The 15,560-nt window shown below is 59.0% G+C and carries 14 protein-coding genes and 1 riboswitch; of the genes, 8 read left to right on the forward strand and 6 right to left on the reverse strand.

Annotated features, from left to right (window positions below; all coding sequences use genetic code 11):
- Window positions 1-210 precede the first annotated feature (210 nt).
- Window positions 211-840, reverse strand: coding sequence for a GNAT family N-acetyltransferase (locus HPDFL43_RS14235; RefSeq protein WP_007198067.1), 630 nt, complete (start codon window positions 838-840; stop codon window positions 211-213).
- Window positions 841-1,129: 289 nt separating this feature from the next.
- Window positions 1,130-1,242, forward strand: a riboswitch (guanidine-I (ykkC/yxkD leader).
- Between the two features lie 96 nt (window positions 1,243-1,338).
- Between HPDFL43_RS14235 and HPDFL43_RS14240 the strand changes: the two genes are divergently transcribed.
- The 6 genes from HPDFL43_RS14240 (at window position 1,339) to HPDFL43_RS14265 (ending at window position 6,050) form a co-directional block, all read left to right on the forward strand.
- Window positions 1,339-2,418 (forward strand): putative urea ABC transporter substrate-binding protein, encoded by a 1,080-nt coding sequence (locus tag HPDFL43_RS14240; protein ID WP_007198068.1) that lies wholly within the window; start codon window positions 1,339-1,341, stop codon window positions 2,416-2,418.
- Between the two features lie 17 nt (window positions 2,419-2,435).
- The gene (locus HPDFL43_RS14245; protein WP_007198069.1) at window positions 2,436-3,257 is read left to right on the forward strand and encodes an ABC transporter permease; all 822 of its coding nucleotides are present in this window, start codon (window positions 2,436-2,438) and stop codon (window positions 3,255-3,257) included.
- The gene (locus HPDFL43_RS14250) at window positions 3,254-4,039 is read left to right on the forward strand and encodes an ABC transporter ATP-binding protein (RefSeq protein ID WP_040449249.1); all 786 of its coding nucleotides are present in this window, start codon (window positions 3,254-3,256) and stop codon (window positions 4,037-4,039) included. Before HPDFL43_RS14245 ends, HPDFL43_RS14250 begins: the two co-directional genes overlap by 4 nt.
- A 10-nt stretch (window positions 4,040-4,049) precedes the next feature.
- Window positions 4,050-5,315, forward strand: a complete 1,266-nt coding sequence (locus HPDFL43_RS14255) for an agmatinase family protein (RefSeq protein WP_007198071.1) — start codon at window positions 4,050-4,052, stop codon at window positions 5,313-5,315.
- 134 nt (window positions 5,316-5,449) lie between these two features.
- Window positions 5,450-5,842 (forward strand): hypothetical protein, encoded by a 393-nt coding sequence (locus tag HPDFL43_RS14260; protein WP_007198072.1) that lies wholly within the window; start codon window positions 5,450-5,452, stop codon window positions 5,840-5,842.
- The gene (locus HPDFL43_RS14265; protein ID WP_007198073.1) at window positions 5,835-6,050 is read left to right on the forward strand and encodes a hypothetical protein; all 216 of its coding nucleotides are present in this window, start codon (window positions 5,835-5,837) and stop codon (window positions 6,048-6,050) included. The genes HPDFL43_RS14260 and HPDFL43_RS14265 overlap by 8 nt, the downstream gene beginning before the upstream one ends.
- 151 nt (window positions 6,051-6,201) lie before the next feature.
- On the opposite strand, the gene HPDFL43_RS14270 is transcribed toward HPDFL43_RS14265, so the two are convergent.
- Window positions 6,202-8,439 (reverse strand): methyl-accepting chemotaxis protein, encoded by a 2,238-nt coding sequence (locus HPDFL43_RS14270; RefSeq protein WP_007198074.1) that lies wholly within the window; start codon window positions 8,437-8,439, stop codon window positions 6,202-6,204.
- A 372-nt stretch (window positions 8,440-8,811) separates the two neighbouring features.
- Here HPDFL43_RS14270 and HPDFL43_RS14275 point away from each other — a divergent pair, with 372 nt between their 5' ends.
- Both HPDFL43_RS14275 and HPDFL43_RS14280 read left to right on the forward strand, forming a co-directional pair.
- Window positions 8,812-10,401: an AMP-binding protein gene (locus tag HPDFL43_RS14275; protein ID WP_007198075.1), complete on the forward strand. Its 1,590-nt coding sequence runs from the start codon at window positions 8,812-8,814 to the stop codon at window positions 10,399-10,401.
- An 84-nt stretch (window positions 10,402-10,485) separates the two neighbouring features.
- Window positions 10,486-10,743, forward strand: coding sequence for a phosphopantetheine-binding protein (locus HPDFL43_RS14280; RefSeq protein ID WP_007198076.1), 258 nt, complete (start codon window positions 10,486-10,488; stop codon window positions 10,741-10,743).
- Window positions 10,744-10,862: 119 nt separating this feature from the next.
- Here the strand turns inward: HPDFL43_RS14280 and HPDFL43_RS14285 are convergent, their stop codons facing one another.
- The 4 genes from HPDFL43_RS14285 to HPDFL43_RS14300 form a co-directional block, all read right to left on the reverse strand.
- The gene (locus HPDFL43_RS14285; RefSeq protein ID WP_007198077.1) at window positions 10,863-12,362 is read right to left on the reverse strand and encodes a hypothetical protein; all 1,500 of its coding nucleotides are present in this window, start codon (window positions 12,360-12,362) and stop codon (window positions 10,863-10,865) included.
- A 122-nt stretch (window positions 12,363-12,484) separates the two neighbouring features.
- Window positions 12,485-13,393, reverse strand: coding sequence for a cyclic di-GMP phosphodiesterase (locus HPDFL43_RS14290; RefSeq protein WP_007198078.1), 909 nt, complete (start codon window positions 13,391-13,393; stop codon window positions 12,485-12,487).
- Between the two features lie 203 nt (window positions 13,394-13,596).
- Window positions 13,597-14,811: an acyl-CoA dehydrogenase gene (locus HPDFL43_RS14295; protein WP_007198079.1), complete on the reverse strand. Its 1,215-nt coding sequence runs from the start codon at window positions 14,809-14,811 to the stop codon at window positions 13,597-13,599.
- A gap of 170 nt (window positions 14,812-14,981) precedes the next feature.
- Complete coding sequence (locus HPDFL43_RS14300) at window positions 14,982-15,515, reverse strand: hypothetical protein (protein WP_156970283.1); 534 nt, start codon at window positions 15,513-15,515, stop codon at window positions 14,982-14,984.
- Between the last annotated feature and the right edge of the window lie 45 nt (window positions 15,516-15,560).

Below are 15,560 nucleotides of genomic sequence, written 5' to 3' on the forward strand. Positions count from 1 at the left end.
TTGAGCCTGACTATACAGCCCCTGCTCCAGGCTCCAATGGGCAATCTGGTCGGAAAGGGAACCAAGTGGCCCGGGCTCCTGGGTCAGGGACACGAACGCATGGTGCGCACCGCTGATGCCGCGGCGGATGACGGGCAACCCCACATCAATCGATCCGGGACGTTTTGAAACCGGCCAGTCTGGCATGTGACATTCTCCGCGCGGCGTGGATCAAACAGCGGTTTGGGGAACAGCGGGCCGGTTGCCCAAACCGTCAGCAAGCCCGCCACCAACTCCGGGGACGGCAATGGCAAGCGGTGGCGGGGATTTGCGCCGGCCGGCAATCCGCAGCCCTTCGGCCACATTGATCCGGCCTACCGACTGATCGCCGCCAAAGCGCATCTTCGCGCCGAACCGGCGCGCCAGAGCCTTCATCGCGTGGTTCTGCGGCCCGGTCTCGATAATGATGGTGGATATGCCGGCCTCGGTCGCAGCCTTCAGAAGCGCCTTGACCAACAGCGTGCCAAGCCCCTTGCGGCGCCAGTCCGAGGCCACGGAGAACGCCGATTCCGCCTCGCCCTCGGGAAGGTGGCTGCCACTGTGCAGCTCGGCCACCGCCAGCAGGTGCTCGTCCTGAAAGGCCCCGATGCAGATCGCAGTGTCGAGAGACCGGGCGATGTACTTGTCGAGCCAGTAGTCGGAGGCGAGACCGTTGAAGCGGTCGCGGAAATCGGTGAAATGCAACGCGTGGATATGATCGCGGAAGATCGCGGCATCGCCGGGCCCAAGCCGCCTGAGACGGATCGCGCCATCGAGTGTGGTTTCAAAATCCTGCGGTTTGAACAAAAACCGGAAAAACATTGTCGACCTCCAAGGTCAGTCCTCCCGAATTGCCTGAATCGAACTTAATTGTGCAATGCAACATTTTCAAGACACAGATTGCCCGGATCGTTAATCTGTTGTGAGAACCGGGGTCGGCGTTGCCCGGATATTCATCATCCGCATTTGTGCCCAAAATCGCGGCGTTGCCCTCAAATTGCTGCCCAATCCGACTCCAGACGGTTCGTATGCCTGAAACCGTCCAGGTCACAGGCGCATTATTTTCAATGACTTAGCAAAACTGGCACAGTTACTGCATTGCATAGGCCGTGCAGCGGGCATCTAGGGTTCCGGTCTTTCAACTCCTCCAGAAAGACGCAGGTCCGAGAGGTGCCACCCGGTCAAAACAGTCCGGGAACACGGCGGGGCAAAATCCCGGGAGACACCTGCACAGGTTTGCGCGCGCAGACTGTCTCCCGGCCCGCGCGCTCAAACCCTCAAACACTGCGACCAGAGCGCACATGAGAGAGGCGAGAGCAAATGATCAAGACACTCAAGACCAAAGCAATGGCATTGGCGGCAGCAACGGCGCTGTCGGCCACCTTCCTTGTCGGGATGACACCCGATGCAACCGCACAGGAAAAATCCGAGTTCAAGGTGTGCTGGTCGATCTATGTCGGCTGGATGCCCTGGGGCTATCTCGAAACCTCCGGCATCATGGACAAATGGGCCGAGAAATACGGAATTGATGTCGAGATCGTTCAGATCAACGACTATGTGGAATCCATCAACCAGTACACCGCCGGCGAGTTCGACGGCTGCTCGATGACCAATATGGACGCGCTGTCCATTCCCGCCGGCGGCGGCGTCGACACCACCGCGCTGATCGTTGGCGACTATTCCAACGGCAATGACGGCATCGTGCTCAAGGACGGTGACAGCGTCGAGGCGCTGAAGGACCAGAACGTCAATCTTGTGGAACTGTCGGTCTCGCACTACCTGCTCGCCCGCGCCCTTGACAGCGTCGGCATGAGCGAACGCGATCTCACGGTGGTCAACACCTCCGACGCCGACATGATCGCCGCCTATGCCACCGATGATGTGACATCGGTCGTGACCTGGAACCCGCTGCTGTCGGAGATCGAGGCGACACCGGGCTCAACCAAGGTGTTCGATTCCGCCAACATCCCCGGCGAGATCATCGACGTGATGATGGTCAACACCGAGACGCTGGCCGACAATCCCGATTTCGGCAAGGCTTTGACCGGTGCCTGGTACGAGGTCATGGGGCTGATGGCGGCCGGAAACACCGAGGCGCTCGAATCCATGGCCGCCGCATCGGGAACCGATCTTGCCGGCTATCAGGCACAGCTCGACACCACCAAGATGTTCTTTGAGCCGGCAGAAGCGGTGAGCTTCACCAAGTCGGCGGAATTGCCTGCGACGATGAAGTTCGTCGCCGAGTTCCTGTTCGACAAGGGCATTCTGGGTGAAGGCGCGCCCTCGCCTGAATTCGTCGGCGTCAGCTTTCCCGATGGCTCCGTCTATGGCGACGCCAACAATGTGAAGCTGCGCTTTGACACCACCTATATGGAAATGGCCGCCGCCGGCGGCCTCTGATCCAGGGCGAAAAAGCCATGCGCCTGATCAACAGAAAGCCCGGCAAACCCTCGGCAATGGCCCTGGCGGCACTCCCCTTTGCGGGTGTCGTCATTGCCTACGCCGTGGCAAGCCATTTTCGCCGGCTGGAAAATCCCGCCGACAAATTGCTGCCATCGATCGAACAGATGGCGGCAACCTTCTGGCGCATGGCTTTTGAACCGGACCGCCGCTCCGGAGACCTGCTTTTGTGGGGTGACACAATCGACAGCCTGATCCGGCTGGCTGCCGGCATGGGCGCGGCGACGCTGTTTGCGCTGATCGTCGGCGTGCTGGTGGGTTTCCTGCCCTATGTTCGCAGCACATTGTCGCCCTTCATTGCCTCGATCTCGCTGATCCCGCCGATCACCATCCTGCCGATCCTGTTTATCATGGTGGGGCTGGGCGAGACCTCGAAGATATTGCTGATCGCGCTGGGAACCGCGCCGGTGATGACGCGTTCGGTGGCGCAAGCGGTGATGGACCTGCCCAAGGAACTCATCATCAAGGCACAGACCCTCGGCGCCTCCACCTGGCAGATGATGACCCGCGTGGTGCTGCCACAGGTGCTGCCCAATCTGATCACGGCGATGCGGCTGGGCCTCGTTCCCGCCTGGATCTTCCTGATTTCCGCTGAAGCGATCGCGTCCACATCCGGGCTTGGCTACAGGATCTTTCTGGTGCGGCGGTTCCTGGCGATGGATGTGATCCTGCCTTACGTGTTGTGGATCACGTTCCTGGCCTATCTGATCGATAGGCTGCTGCTGACGCTATCGCGCCGCGCCTTCCCCTGGAACCACATGCAGGGGGAAAGCCTGTGAGCACCCAACCCAAAATCGCCGTACACGGCGTGGGCAAGTCCTATGATGGCGCGGTTGTGCTCGAAGGCGTGTCACTCGATGTCGAGGCCGGTTCCTTCTGCACCGTGGTAGGGGCGTCCGGCTGCGGCAAATCCACTTTCCTGCGCATGTTGTTGTCGCAGGAAACACCCGACCGTGGCGCGATCCTCCTAGACGGCGAACCGATCCCTGCCGAGCCGACGGAAGACCGCGGCATCGTGTTCCAGCGCTATTCGGTGTTTCCGCATCTCAGCGTCGAGGACAATCTTATCCTCGCCGATGAATTCGCCAATTCGCCAAGGCTTGGCCGCGTCTTCGGCGCCAAGCGGCGGGCCATGCGCAGCACGGTTGACCGGACCCTGGAAGCCATCGGCCTTGCCGGTTCGCGCAAGAGTTATCCCTCACAACTGTCGGGCGGCATGCAGCAACGGCTGGCCATTGCCCAGGCGCTCTTGAAGAAGCCCGACGTGCTTCTGATGGACGAACCCTTCGGCGCGCTCGACCCCGGCACCCGGGTCGACATGCATGCCTTGTTGCTGGAGCTGTGGCGCGAGCGCGGCATGACCGTCTTCATGGTCACCCATGACATTCACGAGGCCTTCAAGCTCGGCACGCGCGTTCTCGTCTTCGACAAGCGCCGCCACGATCCGCACGCGCCGCAACGCTATGGCGCAACAATCACCTACGATCTGCCACTGGACCGCCGCGAGACATCACCGGTGCCAGATGCGCGTGACCTCATCACAACACCAAACGACACATGACCTGGAGACAATGATGCGTGATTTTTTCAACAACGGCCCGGCACGTGCGCACAAGCGCGCAGGCGTCGCGACACAGCCCCTGCCCGGCCGCCATCACCATCCGGATTTTGACAAGCTCAACATGCGTGGCTGGCGCGCGGCCGAGAAGGAAGGAAAACTGCCTTCCGCCGCCTGGCAGCAGGAACGCGCCTGGGCGCTGCGCATGGGCCTGACCGGATCGGACAGCCTCGAAGACAAGACCATCCCCACCTTCGCGCGCGGCGAACTGCCCCATTACGCCGGCATCAACACCTTTCTGAAGGCGCCCTATATCGAGGACTCGACGCTGGTCGGCAACTACGATGCAGCGATCATCGGCGTCCCCTTTGATGGCGGCACCACCTATCGGCCGGGCACACGCTTTGGTCCGCAGGGCGTGCGCAAGATCTCCGCGCTCTACACGCCCTACAATTACGAGATGGGCATCGATCTGCGCGAGCAGATGACCCTTTGTGATGTCGGCGACGTCTTCACCATCCCTGCCAACATCGAGAAAACCTTCGATCAGGTCACCCGTGCGGTCAGCCATGTGGCATCGTCGGGCGCACTGCCGATCATCATCGGCGGCGACCACTCGATCGGCTTCCCCTGCGTGCGCGGCATCGCGCAATGCACCTCCAAGCGGATCGGCATTGTCCATTTCGACCGCCACATCGACATCCAGGAGAAGGATCTCGACGAGCGCATGCACACCACGCCGTGGTTTCATGCCACCGATCTCGCCAATGTGCCGGCCGTCAATCTGGTGCAGGTCGGCATTGGTGGATGGCAGGTGCCGCGCGAAGGCGTGGAGGAAGCACGCAAGCGCAACACCAATATATTCACCATGCGCGACATCGAGGAGATGGGCCTGGCCGAGACCGCGGCCCGCGCGCTTGAGCTGGCCTGGAAGGACGCCGATGCGGTCTATATCTCGTTTGACATCGACAGCGTCGATTGCGGCTTCGTGCCCGGAACCGGCTGGCCGGAGCCAGGCGGCTTCCTGCCCCGCGAAGCGCTGGAACTGGTCTCGCTGGTTGCCAAGGAAGGCATCTGCGGGCTCGAGGTTGTCGAGGTCTCGCCGCCCTATGACACCTCCGACATCACAGCACTGCTCGCCACGCGGGTGATCGTGGATGTGCTGGGCACGCTGGTGAGCCACGGCAAAATGGGCGCACACAAGCACATCATCGACAAGCCGGTGCAGATCCCCGCCGGTCCCGAAGTCACCTCGCAGGGCTGGGACATGAAGCCATGAGCAGGCCGCACCATCACGCACACGGCCATCATGATCACAGTCACGGTCACGGTCACGGGCATGATCACGGGCACGATGGTCACCACCATCATGGTCCGGGGCACAATCATGCACATGATCACGGGCATGATCACATGCATTCCCATGTCCATGCAGATCCCGACAAGGAGCGCCTGCACCGGCTCCAGGCCCTGGCCGCGGCCTTCATCGACGGGTTCCGCAAGGCCGAGGACAAACCGGCCTTCATCGAATTGTCGCAGGTTGCGGCCAAGCGCACGGGCAGCGACGGGCTGACCATGCATCTGGTCGACGCCAAAGTGGAAACCAAGTGGCAGCTCGGCACCGCCTCGCCGGCCTTTGCGTCAAGGGAACTGGTTCACCTGCCCTACCCGGCGGCCATGGTCCAGGAGCGCGAGACCATGACCTTCACCTATGTCTCACTCACCGAACGTGTGGATGTCGACATCATCACGCTTCTCGACGAAGCCCAATCCAAACGGGACAAGAAAGGACAATCCCATGATTAAACGTGCAACGGCGGCTCTGGCGGCCTCGCTTCTTACAACAGCTCAGGCCCGGGCCCATACCGGCGACCATTCCCATCTGGCGATCTCCGAGGCCGGAGCCCACCTGGCGAGCTGGCCGGATCATCTGGCCATGATCCTGATCGCTGCCTTTGGTGTGCTGATCGCTCTGGGCACGCTCAGATTGGGGGCAATCAAGCGCCGCAAATAGCTGATAGGTCAGATTGCCGGGCTCGTTTCAACCAGCAGATAGCGCTGCATCAACAAACGCGGTCATACCGGGGGCAACGAAAAACCCACCGGCAAAACTGCCGGTGGGTTGCTTGTCTTAACCAGGGCGAGCCCAGTGATCGGATGCCCGGTCAGGCCGCGCTGCTGTACTGATGGCCGGGCTTGGCCAGCTTGAAGCGTGAAATCAGCTGGCGCAACGTTGCCGTCTCATCGGCCAACGTGTTGGTGCTGGCAGCTGCTTCTTCCACCATCGCCGCGTTCTGCTGGGTCATCTGGTCCATCTGGTTGATCGATGCGTTGATCTCCTGGAGCCCCGTCGACTGCTCATTTGCAGCGGTGGCGATTGCTGTCACCTGATCGGCGATGCCGTTCACCTTTTCCTGGATTTCGCGAAGCGCGTCTCCGGTCGAAGTCACCAGTCCGACACCGGATTCCACTTCGCCCGAAGACTTGGTGATCAGATCCTTGATGTCCTTGGCTGCCGTGGCGGAACGCTGGGCCAGTTCGCGGACTTCCTGCGCAACGACTGCGAAGCCCTTGCCTGCTTCACCGGCGCGTGCGGCTTCAACACCAGCATTGAGCGCCAGCAGGTTGGTCTGGAAGGCGATCTCGTCGATCACATTGATGATGTTGGAGATCTCGCCCGAGGCCTGCTCAATGCGGCTCATGGCAGCATTGGCATCTTCCACCACCACAGCGGATTGCTGAGCGAATGTGCGCGCCTCGCTGACCATGCGGCTCGAATCCTGGGCTCTTTCTGTCGAGCTGCGGACCGCGACCGTGATTTCCTCGAGCCCGGAAGAGGTCTCCTCGAGCGAGGCGGCCTGGGTTTCCGTACGGCGTGAGAGGTCGTTGGAGGCGTTGCGGATCTGGTCTGCCCCGCCATTGATGACGTCGGCCGAATGGCGGACCTCCTCCATCAGCTTGCGAAGGCTGCCCATGGTCCCATTGACGTTGGACTGCAGCTCGGCAAATACACCCTGGTAGCTGCCCGTCATTTCCTCGGTCAGGTCACCATCGGCAAGCGCGGCAATCACCCGCTGTGTCTCGGCGATGCCGGTATCGACCGATTCCACCAGCGTGTTGACGTTGCTGGCAAAGGCATCGAGATCCGGATTGTCGTAGCGAGCGGTGATCCGCTTGGTGAAGTCGCCAGCCACCGCTGCGGCAACAACTGTCGAGATGTTGGACTGCAGATCGGTGTTCTTGGCCTGCAGTGCCGCTTCCTGGGCAGTCAGATCGCGGACACGGATCGCGTTCTGCTTGAACACGTCCACAGCCTGAGCCATCTCACCGATCTCGCTCTTGTGATCGAGACCCGGGATCACTGTGTCCAGCTTGTTGTCAGCCAGAGCGCTCATGGCCCTTGTGATGGCCTGGACCGGGCGGGTGATACCGGTGGCGATCAGCATGGCAAAAGCCAGCGCCAGCATGGCTCCGCCAGCGGCAAGAATCCCCGACACTATCACGCCATTTGACATCGTAGATTGGATCGATGGTCCCAGCGTGTCCTGAGTCTTCTTAAGTTCCAGCTTGAGATCTTCAACCGCGTTCGACACGGCCGGGCCGACCACGTCAAGCGTTCCTGCAATGATCTCATTGCGCTGAGCGATGATGTCGTGAACTTCGGTCATGGTGGCGGAATAGTGCTCTATATCCGCCTTGGCCTTTGCAAACATCTCTTCCATCGGCTCATAGCCCGCCTGTTTGACAACTTCCGCCAGATCAGTGATTGCGGTTTCCGCATACTGCTTGGACTGGGCATAGGCGTCAGCATCATTGCTCAGAAGGTACTTGTTACCCAAGAGCTGCATGCTGGCCACACCATATTGAACGCGGCCCGCGACGAATGCGGCACCGGTCTTGAAGATGTTCTGCAGTTCCTTGGTGATTTTTGCCGTATCGTCCTGCAATTGCGGACCGAGCTTGTCCAATGTGCCATGAACCAGCTCGTTGCGCCGATCCTGAAGCACCGCCACGGAATCAAAACCCGCACGATAGGTCTCCACCTGCCCCGCGAAACCGGCGATTGCGGTTTTCACCGATTCCTGAACCGCGACATCATCCATGGTCTTGATGGCGGCAAGCGTCGCATCAAGGCGATCATGGACTTCCTGCTTGACCTCGGCAGACTGGTTGGTCCGGTATTTCATGAAGGACAGTCGCGCAGACAGCATGTTGTCTTCAACACCCGCCGCCTCGCTGGTCAGCCGCGCGGCGGTTCGGTATTCCATGAACGATCCTTTATTGGCGATGTTCATGAAGACGGACACGCCGCCGATCGTCACCAACACGGCGATGACGATTGCGAAACCACCATAGATCTTATGACCGATCTTGATATTGTTGAGAAATTTCAAAGATGGCATCGAGAGACTCCACTGGCGAATGCAAAAGCTATGCATATTTCTTCCACGATTTACCTTAACAAAACGTGTTCCGGGGAAAATGCAGTCTCAATCCATGAGACTTTTTGCTCCACCGGCTCAACAGATTCTGAGAATACACCAGCTTACTTTTTGATTTTTTTGGATAATGAGACCGAAAAGCGGCATTCTGTTATATCCACACCAGAAAAGACCCGACGGTGGAAAGGATACTCTGGAGTTCGCCTGCCAAGCGCCCCAAACCGCTTTTTCGACAGCTTGAGGCAAACAGAGTTCGAGAAATAAACCTGATGTTATGACTGTGTTGCTAGAGATCGCCCACTGACGAGCACTTGTACATCATGGGGATGGCAGATGATGACAGACTTTAATCCCGCACTCGGATTCTACAAATCGGCAAAAGAGCGGCCTGACAATGTTGTCCTGTCCGTTGGTGGATCCAGCTTCACCTATGCCGATATGGAAGCACGTGTCAGCCATCTGGCCCATCACTTGCGCGCCGGGAGAAACTCCGGCCGCGTCGGAATTCTGGGAACCCGGAGCCTTGAAGCCTATGTCGGCATCCTGGCCAGTTGCTGGGCCGGTTCCGCCTATGTCCCGCTCAATCTCAAATGGCCTGAAGCGCGGTTGATTGCACTTTTGGACGAACTGGAACTCGACGCGCTGGTGGTTGACCGCAATGGCGTCAATCTTCTGACCCCATCGGTGCTCGAGAAGGCTCCCCGCCTCATATATATCTCGGACAGCACTGAGACGCCGGAACCGGCAGGTGGCCAGACGATCACCAGGTTTGAAGACCTTCCCGCCTCGGTGATGCCGGAACCCGCCGAGATGACCGCCGACGACCTCGCCTATGTCATCTTCACTTCAGGCACCACCGGTCTGCCCAAGGGCGTGATGATCTCGGCCGCCAATCTGGCGAGCTACCTCGATCAATCCGAATTGTGGACCGGGTACACACCACAAGACCGCATCGGCGAGGCCTGTGATGTCACCTTCGACCTGAGCGTCCACAATCTGTTCTTGTGCACCCGGGCCGCAGCGTCCCTGCATGTGATGGCCCAGCTCGAGCTTATGGCCCCGAGCCGGTTCATCCGCCGTCACGAACTTACAGTCTGGATGTCGGTCCCGACGGTCATCGGCCTCATGCGCACCACCGGTGCGCTTCAGGATGGTATTTTTCCAAGTCTGCGGCTGTCGATTTTTTGTGGCGAACCGCTGCCGGTCAAGGCTGCGCAGGCCTGGGCCAAAGCCACGCCCAATGGCCGTGTCGACAACATCTACGGGCCGACTGAAGCCACCGTTATCTGCACCCGCCAGACACTGACCGTGCCACCGGTTGAGACCCCCTCACGCGGCATTCTCGCCATCGGCGCGCCCTACGAAACAATGAAGGTAGAGATCTTCGACGAAAACCAGAACCCGCTGCCGGACAACACCCCTGGCGAAATTGCGCTGGCTGGTCCGCAAGTGGGTATCGGCTATTTCGGCAGGCCCGACCTCACGGACAAGCAGTTCCGCATGATCCGGGGCGAGCGCTGGTATCTTACCGGCGATCTTGGCAGCAGGGGTGAAAACGGCGTGTTCCACCATCTCGGCCGCGTCGACAACCAGATCAAGCTCAAGGGCAACCGGATCGAGCTTGAGGAAGTCGACATGCATTTGCGTGCCGCCGCGGGAACCGAATTGGCGGCAACCGTCGCCTGGCCGGTCACCTTCGGATCTGCCGAAGGTCTGGTCAGCTTCGTTGCAGGCTCGTCACGGTCATCCGACGAGATCCTTTCCGCGATGCTGCAGGCTCTGCCGCGCTATATGGTGCCAGGCGCCATCCGCCTGGTCGACACCCTGCCGCAAAACGCCAATGGAAAGATCGACCGCCGTGCCCTGTTCGAAAGCCTCGATCAGGAAGAAAGCGGCGATCAGGCCAAACGCGCAGCCGGATAGCCGGCTGTGAACATGTTCGGCCCGGCACCTGTCTGAAACCCAAACACCAAAACCGCATTCAAAAGCCATAAGGGGATTTTACCCATGACGACCCACTCTCCCAACGCCATCCGCGAGATGATCACCGTAAAGCTGACTGACCGTGGCCACAGCCAGCCGGTTGCCGACGACCAGTCGCTGTTTTTCAGCGGATTGCTCGATTCCCTTGCCGCCACCGAAATCATGATGTTGCTCGAGAGCGATTTCGGCATCGATCTCGCAGACGCGGATTTTGACATCACCGAGCTTGATACGATCGCGCAGATCGAGGCACTGGCAAGCCGGGCATCAGTCCAGGCCTGAAGCCTCTGGGCCGTTGTTGCGGCATAGCAAAAACAAGCGCCGTGGCCTGCCAGAGGCCCGGCGCTTTTTTGGTTTGCGCGCCCCGAGCGCAGCCGGCACTCTGTTAGACCGGAACTCTGTTAGAGAAGAAACAGATGCCCAAGGAAGTCGAAGCGCTCGGCAAGCCCATAGATACCCGTCTCATCCGAGAACACCTGTAGCAGGGCGAAAAAGCCCAGCACCTGAACGCGCGGCAGCACATTGTAGCGCAAGTGGCCGTGCTCCGGTTTCGGCTTGTTGGGATTGAGCTGCGAGACGATCAGTGCGGCCGTCAGCAGCAGCGCATAAAACATGTAGTTTTCGAAATGAAGTGCCACATCGACAATGCCGCCGGTGTTGAACAGATGCATCTGAGACAGGACGCTGAACAGAACATTGCCGACAAAGGCCGCACAAAATGTCGCGAAAGCAATGCGCAGTTTCGGAGATTTCTTGAAGTAGCGCACAAAAGCCGGATAGAAGAAGAAGTCGACCAGCAACTCCTTGAAATAGTAGAAGTACCGGTTCCAGAACTCGGCAACGCTGCGCGACGTGAGCGGCCGCGACACATTGCGGGGAATTCCATACCCCGCCATCCGCACAATCGCCACCAGGGCATGGGTACCTGCGGCCAGTCCAATGACATCAAGGATGAAATTGGCTCCGACAACGCCCCAGGCTGCACCACGGCTCAAGCCCTCCCCGGTGGACACCAGGCCGATCGCCTCCAGCATTCTTGGCAGTTTGAGCCAATCGTGAAGAATGAAATCGCACACCAGATAGACCAGCGACAGGATCACGGCCCAGACCGCGAGCTTGAGTGCACGCAACTGCACCTTTGACAGCTCTTCCGGGGTCTTCGCCTCGAACCGTTTGAAGAAATGCAGCCCCTTCAACGGGATCGAGGAGCCGCCCCAGAAGGGACGCATGAAGCCCAGCCTGAGACCCACCGGGGTCTGATCCTTGGCGCGCTGATCAGCGAAGGCATAGGCCAGGAAAAAGAAAGAGGCGCTGTAGACCGTCACGAAGCTCCAGACCAGCAATTTGGCGAGCGAATGGTCGGGAAGCTGGACCGCCAGGATCGTCAAGCCAGCCAGCACCAGGAACTGCATCAGCACCGGCCTCTGGGCCAGGAGATACTGGGAGAAACGCTTCTGAAGGTGCAGACAGATGCCGCAGACAAGCAGAAATGACGCCACAACGGGCGCATAGACCGCGATCGCGGGCAGCTCCGCGACAGCGGGAGTGCTGTCCTTCAAACCAAGCACAAGGTCACGTTGCTGGTCGGAACGGAACGGGCGCGCCAACACGTAGAACAGTCCAGCAAGCGACATGATCAACAGCCGCCGCTCAGGAAACAAGGAGCAGCCAACCAGGGTGATCGCAATCAAAACAAGCAGGCTTGCCGAGAAATACCCGGTTACAGACAGTGCACCGACGAAAACCACGTTGAGCACCATACGCCCCAGGAGGGTCGACACAGTGGCGATGGCCTTCGGGTTCTGGTCGACATCAAGCCATTGCTGCCGCAATCCCAGCAACCCGCGCAAGAAGTCACCGGCATATCCGCCCGCAAGAGCCTGCTCTCCGCTCGAAGCCATAACTCACCCCTTTTAGAAACTCAGTTTCTAGAGGGCTTATACAGGTCCGGATCTCAATTTTATACAAACAACCAAGCTTAACCTTAACCCGACAGGCGCGTCAGCGCCGATGGCAGCGCTCATCAAGCGTCAACCAGGCCGCCCAGCCGCAACACCAGCTTACGGTCGAATTGACTATCCCGCTCGAACAACCAGTTCAAAGCGTCAACCGTTGCCCAGCCGCGTTTGTAGACCCGGCTGGAGGTGAGCGCATCGAACACGTCACAGACTGTCGAAATCCGAACCAGCAAGCTGATCTCGGAGCCGGAGAGCTGCATCGGATACCCGGTGCCATCAAGCAGTTCATGGTGATGCAGGCAAATCTCGAGCGCCAGATCCGGTATATTGTCGTAAGTCTTGAGAATGGTGTGACCGCGCCTCGGGTGAGTTCGGATCACCTTGCGTTCCGCGGGCGAAAGGGGGCCGTCCTTGAGCAGGATTTTGCTCGGGATCGCCAATTTTCCCACATCATGCAGCAATCCGGACAGCACCAGAAGCTCAACGGTTTCCTTGTCCAGCCCTACAGCATCTCCGAGCCGACCCATCAGCATACCGACCGACAGCGAATGCTGGAACGTACTCTCGTCCTTGGTCCGGAGCCGGGAAACCTCATGCATCAGCGCAAACTGCGCATCATCCGCCTCCGTGATCTCTTCGATTACGGGCGAAAATTTTTCCATGTCGAGCACGCCGTCGCTCAACATGGTGACAAGTTCGGCCTTGACAATGCCGGTGCTGCGCCCAAACGCGGATTTCGCCTCAGCGGGCGTAAGCGGCTTTCCCGCACCAGAAGTCACACCAGCGGCAGCGCCACCTGTGCTGCCAATCGCCGTATTGATCAACACAAAATCAGCAGGGCTGTTCAGAATCGCATTGAAATCGCTGTCAGACTTTAGCACAAACCGGCGTTTTCCAAAAACAGTCTGGGAACATTCGACCGCTTCGACATACATGCCTTTTTCAAGTTCAGTCTTTGGAATTCGCGTAAGCATATATAGACCTGATGAGAAGCGGCACAGCGATCCCTCAAATCTAGCAACAAGCAGTTAACGAGTTGTATAATAGTTCCCTCGCATTCCTCATGATGAGCAAGCAGTTACAGCGAATTCCATGCCGGGTTTGCTGTGCTGGAAAATCCCTTGCAAACCGAACCGCGGTGGAGACGTCCTTGCCAGGTTGACACCAAGCGAACCGCTCAGAAAAACGCCTGAAGACCGGTCTGGGCACGTCCCAGGATCAACGCATGCACATCATGCGTTCCCTCATAGGTGTTCACCGTCTCCAAATTCTGTGCATGGCGCATGACGTGGTACTCGGCCTGAATGCCGTTGCCGCCATGCATGTCGCGCGCCATCCGGGCGATGTCGAGCGCCTTGCCGCAATTGTTGCGTTTGACGATGGAGATCATTTCAGGCGCGAAGCGGTGCTCGTCCATCAGCCGGCCAACCCGCAACGAGCCTTGCAGGCCCAGTGCGATTTCCGTCTGCATGTCGGCCAGCTTCTTCTGGTACAATTGGGTGCCGGCCAAAGGCTTGCCGAACTGATGGCGATCGAGGCCGTATTGGCGGGCGCGGTACCAACAATCCTCGGCAGCGCCCATGACGCCCCAGGAAATCCCGTAGCGTGCCCGGTTGAGACAGCCGAACGGTCCCTTCAGACCCGACACATTGGGCAGCAACGCGTCTTCACCGACCTCAACATTGTCCATCACGATCTCGCCGGTGATCGAGGCCCGCAGGCTCAGCTTGCCACCGATCTTGGGCGCGGAGAGACCCTTCATGCCCTTTTCAAGAACAAAGCCCCGGATCTCGCCACCATGGGCTTCGGACTTGGCCCACACCACGAACACATCCGCGATCGGCGCATTGGAAATCCACATTTTGGAGCCGTGAAGCACATAACCGCCATCGCTCTTGCGCGCCCGCGTCTTCATGCCACCGGGATCGGAGCCGGCATCGGGTTCGGTCAGGCCAAAACAGCCGACCCATTCACCGCTGGCGAGTTTCGGTAGATACTTCATCCGCTGCTCTTCGGTGCCATAGGCGTGGATAGGATACATCACCAGCGAGGACTGAACGCTCATCATCGAACGGTAGCCTGAATCAATCCGCTCCACCTCGCGTGCAACAAGACCGTAGGAGACATAGCCAGCCTCGGATCCGCCATAGGCTTCCGGAATGGTGACGCCCAGCAGACCCGCCTGCCCCATTTCCGAGAAAATCGCCCGGTCGGTCTCTTCATTCAAATAGGCATTGGTCACCCGGGGGGCGAGCTTGTCGGCCGCGAAAGCAGCCGCCGCGTCAGCAATCATCCGCTCTTCTTCGCTGAGCTGGTCAGCCAGCAAAAACGGGTCCTCCCACTGAAACGCGGATTTGGTGGACTTGATCGAAACGGCGGGGGAAACGGACATCTTGCTACTCCGGTTGGTTCCAGTCTGGATGCGCACGGGCCAGTTTCATGACCATACCATCACAGTGAACGGTTTGTAGCATGGAACAAGAGAGATACTATAGGCTTAAAATAATAGAACGCCTGTTTTCCAGCACAAGGTCCACGTCCGGTCGAGCGAACCGGATCGTCTCACTGGTTATCGGGTTGAACGACTTCCCACAGAGCCAGCAGCTCCCTGCCCGATGCTCCCTGCACGGGCACCACAAGGCGAACCAGAGAAACCGTCTGCCCGTAATCCATCCAGGAGGTTATCTCAGCGCACTCAGGCACGCCGGTCTCCAGAACCTTGTTGAATGTCAGCAAGACGCGTGTCCGGATAGCCTTGGGCTGCAGGTCGGAAACAGGTCGGTTCAAAACCGGAGCATTGAATGGCCAGCGCCTGTTTGGAGAAACATCACGCCAGAAGAGCGATTTATCCTTCTGGTTGCGAGCGACGCGGACAAGCAGCGGAAAATCCTTGCCCAAGGCAGAAACATCGAACGCTGCGGCATCAGCCAGCCCAGCATCCTGCCGACATTTCCAGAGATCATAAAATGTCCGGATCTGCGCCGGCGCAAAGTCAGGCAATTCGAAACCGGACAGCTCCGCACTGTTCAGGGTTTCAGATCCATTCAAGATTGCTTTGTTTTCCATGGGTTTCAATAATAGCTTTGAACTCGACATGCGGGCCCAGACAGGCTTAACTTGGCCCGCCTATTTTTTAACCGA

The organism is Hoeflea phototrophica DFL-43, assembly GCF_000154705.2.
In the GTDB taxonomy this organism is placed as follows: Bacteria; Pseudomonadota; Alphaproteobacteria; order Rhizobiales; family Rhizobiaceae; genus Hoeflea; species Hoeflea phototrophica.

Coding starts and splice junctions, on each gene's coding strand:
- HPDFL43_RS14260 (WP_007198072.1), top strand. CDS start 5,450: ATGCATTCCCATGTCCATGCAGATCCCGACAAGGAGCGCCTGCACCGG.
- HPDFL43_RS14280 (WP_007198076.1), top strand. CDS start 10,486: ATGACGACCCACTCTCCCAACGCCATCCGCGAGATGATCACCGTAAAG.
- HPDFL43_RS14275 (WP_007198075.1), top strand. CDS start 8,812: ATGATGACAGACTTTAATCCCGCACTCGGATTCTACAAATCGGCAAAA.
- HPDFL43_RS14270 (WP_007198074.1), bottom strand. CDS start 8,439: ATGCCATCTTTGAAATTTCTCAACAATATCAAGATCGGTCATAAGATC.
- HPDFL43_RS14300 (WP_156970283.1), bottom strand. CDS start 15,515: ATGTCGAGTTCAAAGCTATTATTGAAACCCATGGAAAACAAAGCAATC.
- HPDFL43_RS14235 (WP_007198067.1), bottom strand. CDS start 840: ATGTTTTTCCGGTTTTTGTTCAAACCGCAGGATTTTGAAACCACACTC.
- HPDFL43_RS14245 (WP_007198069.1), top strand. CDS start 2,436: ATGCGCCTGATCAACAGAAAGCCCGGCAAACCCTCGGCAATGGCCCTG.
- HPDFL43_RS14255 (WP_007198071.1), top strand. CDS start 4,050: ATGATGCGTGATTTTTTCAACAACGGCCCGGCACGTGCGCACAAGCGC.
- HPDFL43_RS14290 (WP_007198078.1), bottom strand. CDS start 13,393: ATGCTTACGCGAATTCCAAAGACTGAACTTGAAAAAGGCATGTATGTC.
- HPDFL43_RS14265 (WP_007198073.1), top strand. CDS start 5,835: ATGATTAAACGTGCAACGGCGGCTCTGGCGGCCTCGCTTCTTACAACA.
- HPDFL43_RS14285 (WP_007198077.1), bottom strand. CDS start 12,362: ATGGCTTCGAGCGGAGAGCAGGCTCTTGCGGGCGGATATGCCGGTGAC.
- HPDFL43_RS14240 (WP_007198068.1), top strand. CDS start 1,339: ATGATCAAGACACTCAAGACCAAAGCAATGGCATTGGCGGCAGCAACG.
- HPDFL43_RS14295 (WP_007198079.1), bottom strand. CDS start 14,811: ATGTCCGTTTCCCCCGCCGTTTCGATCAAGTCCACCAAATCCGCGTTT.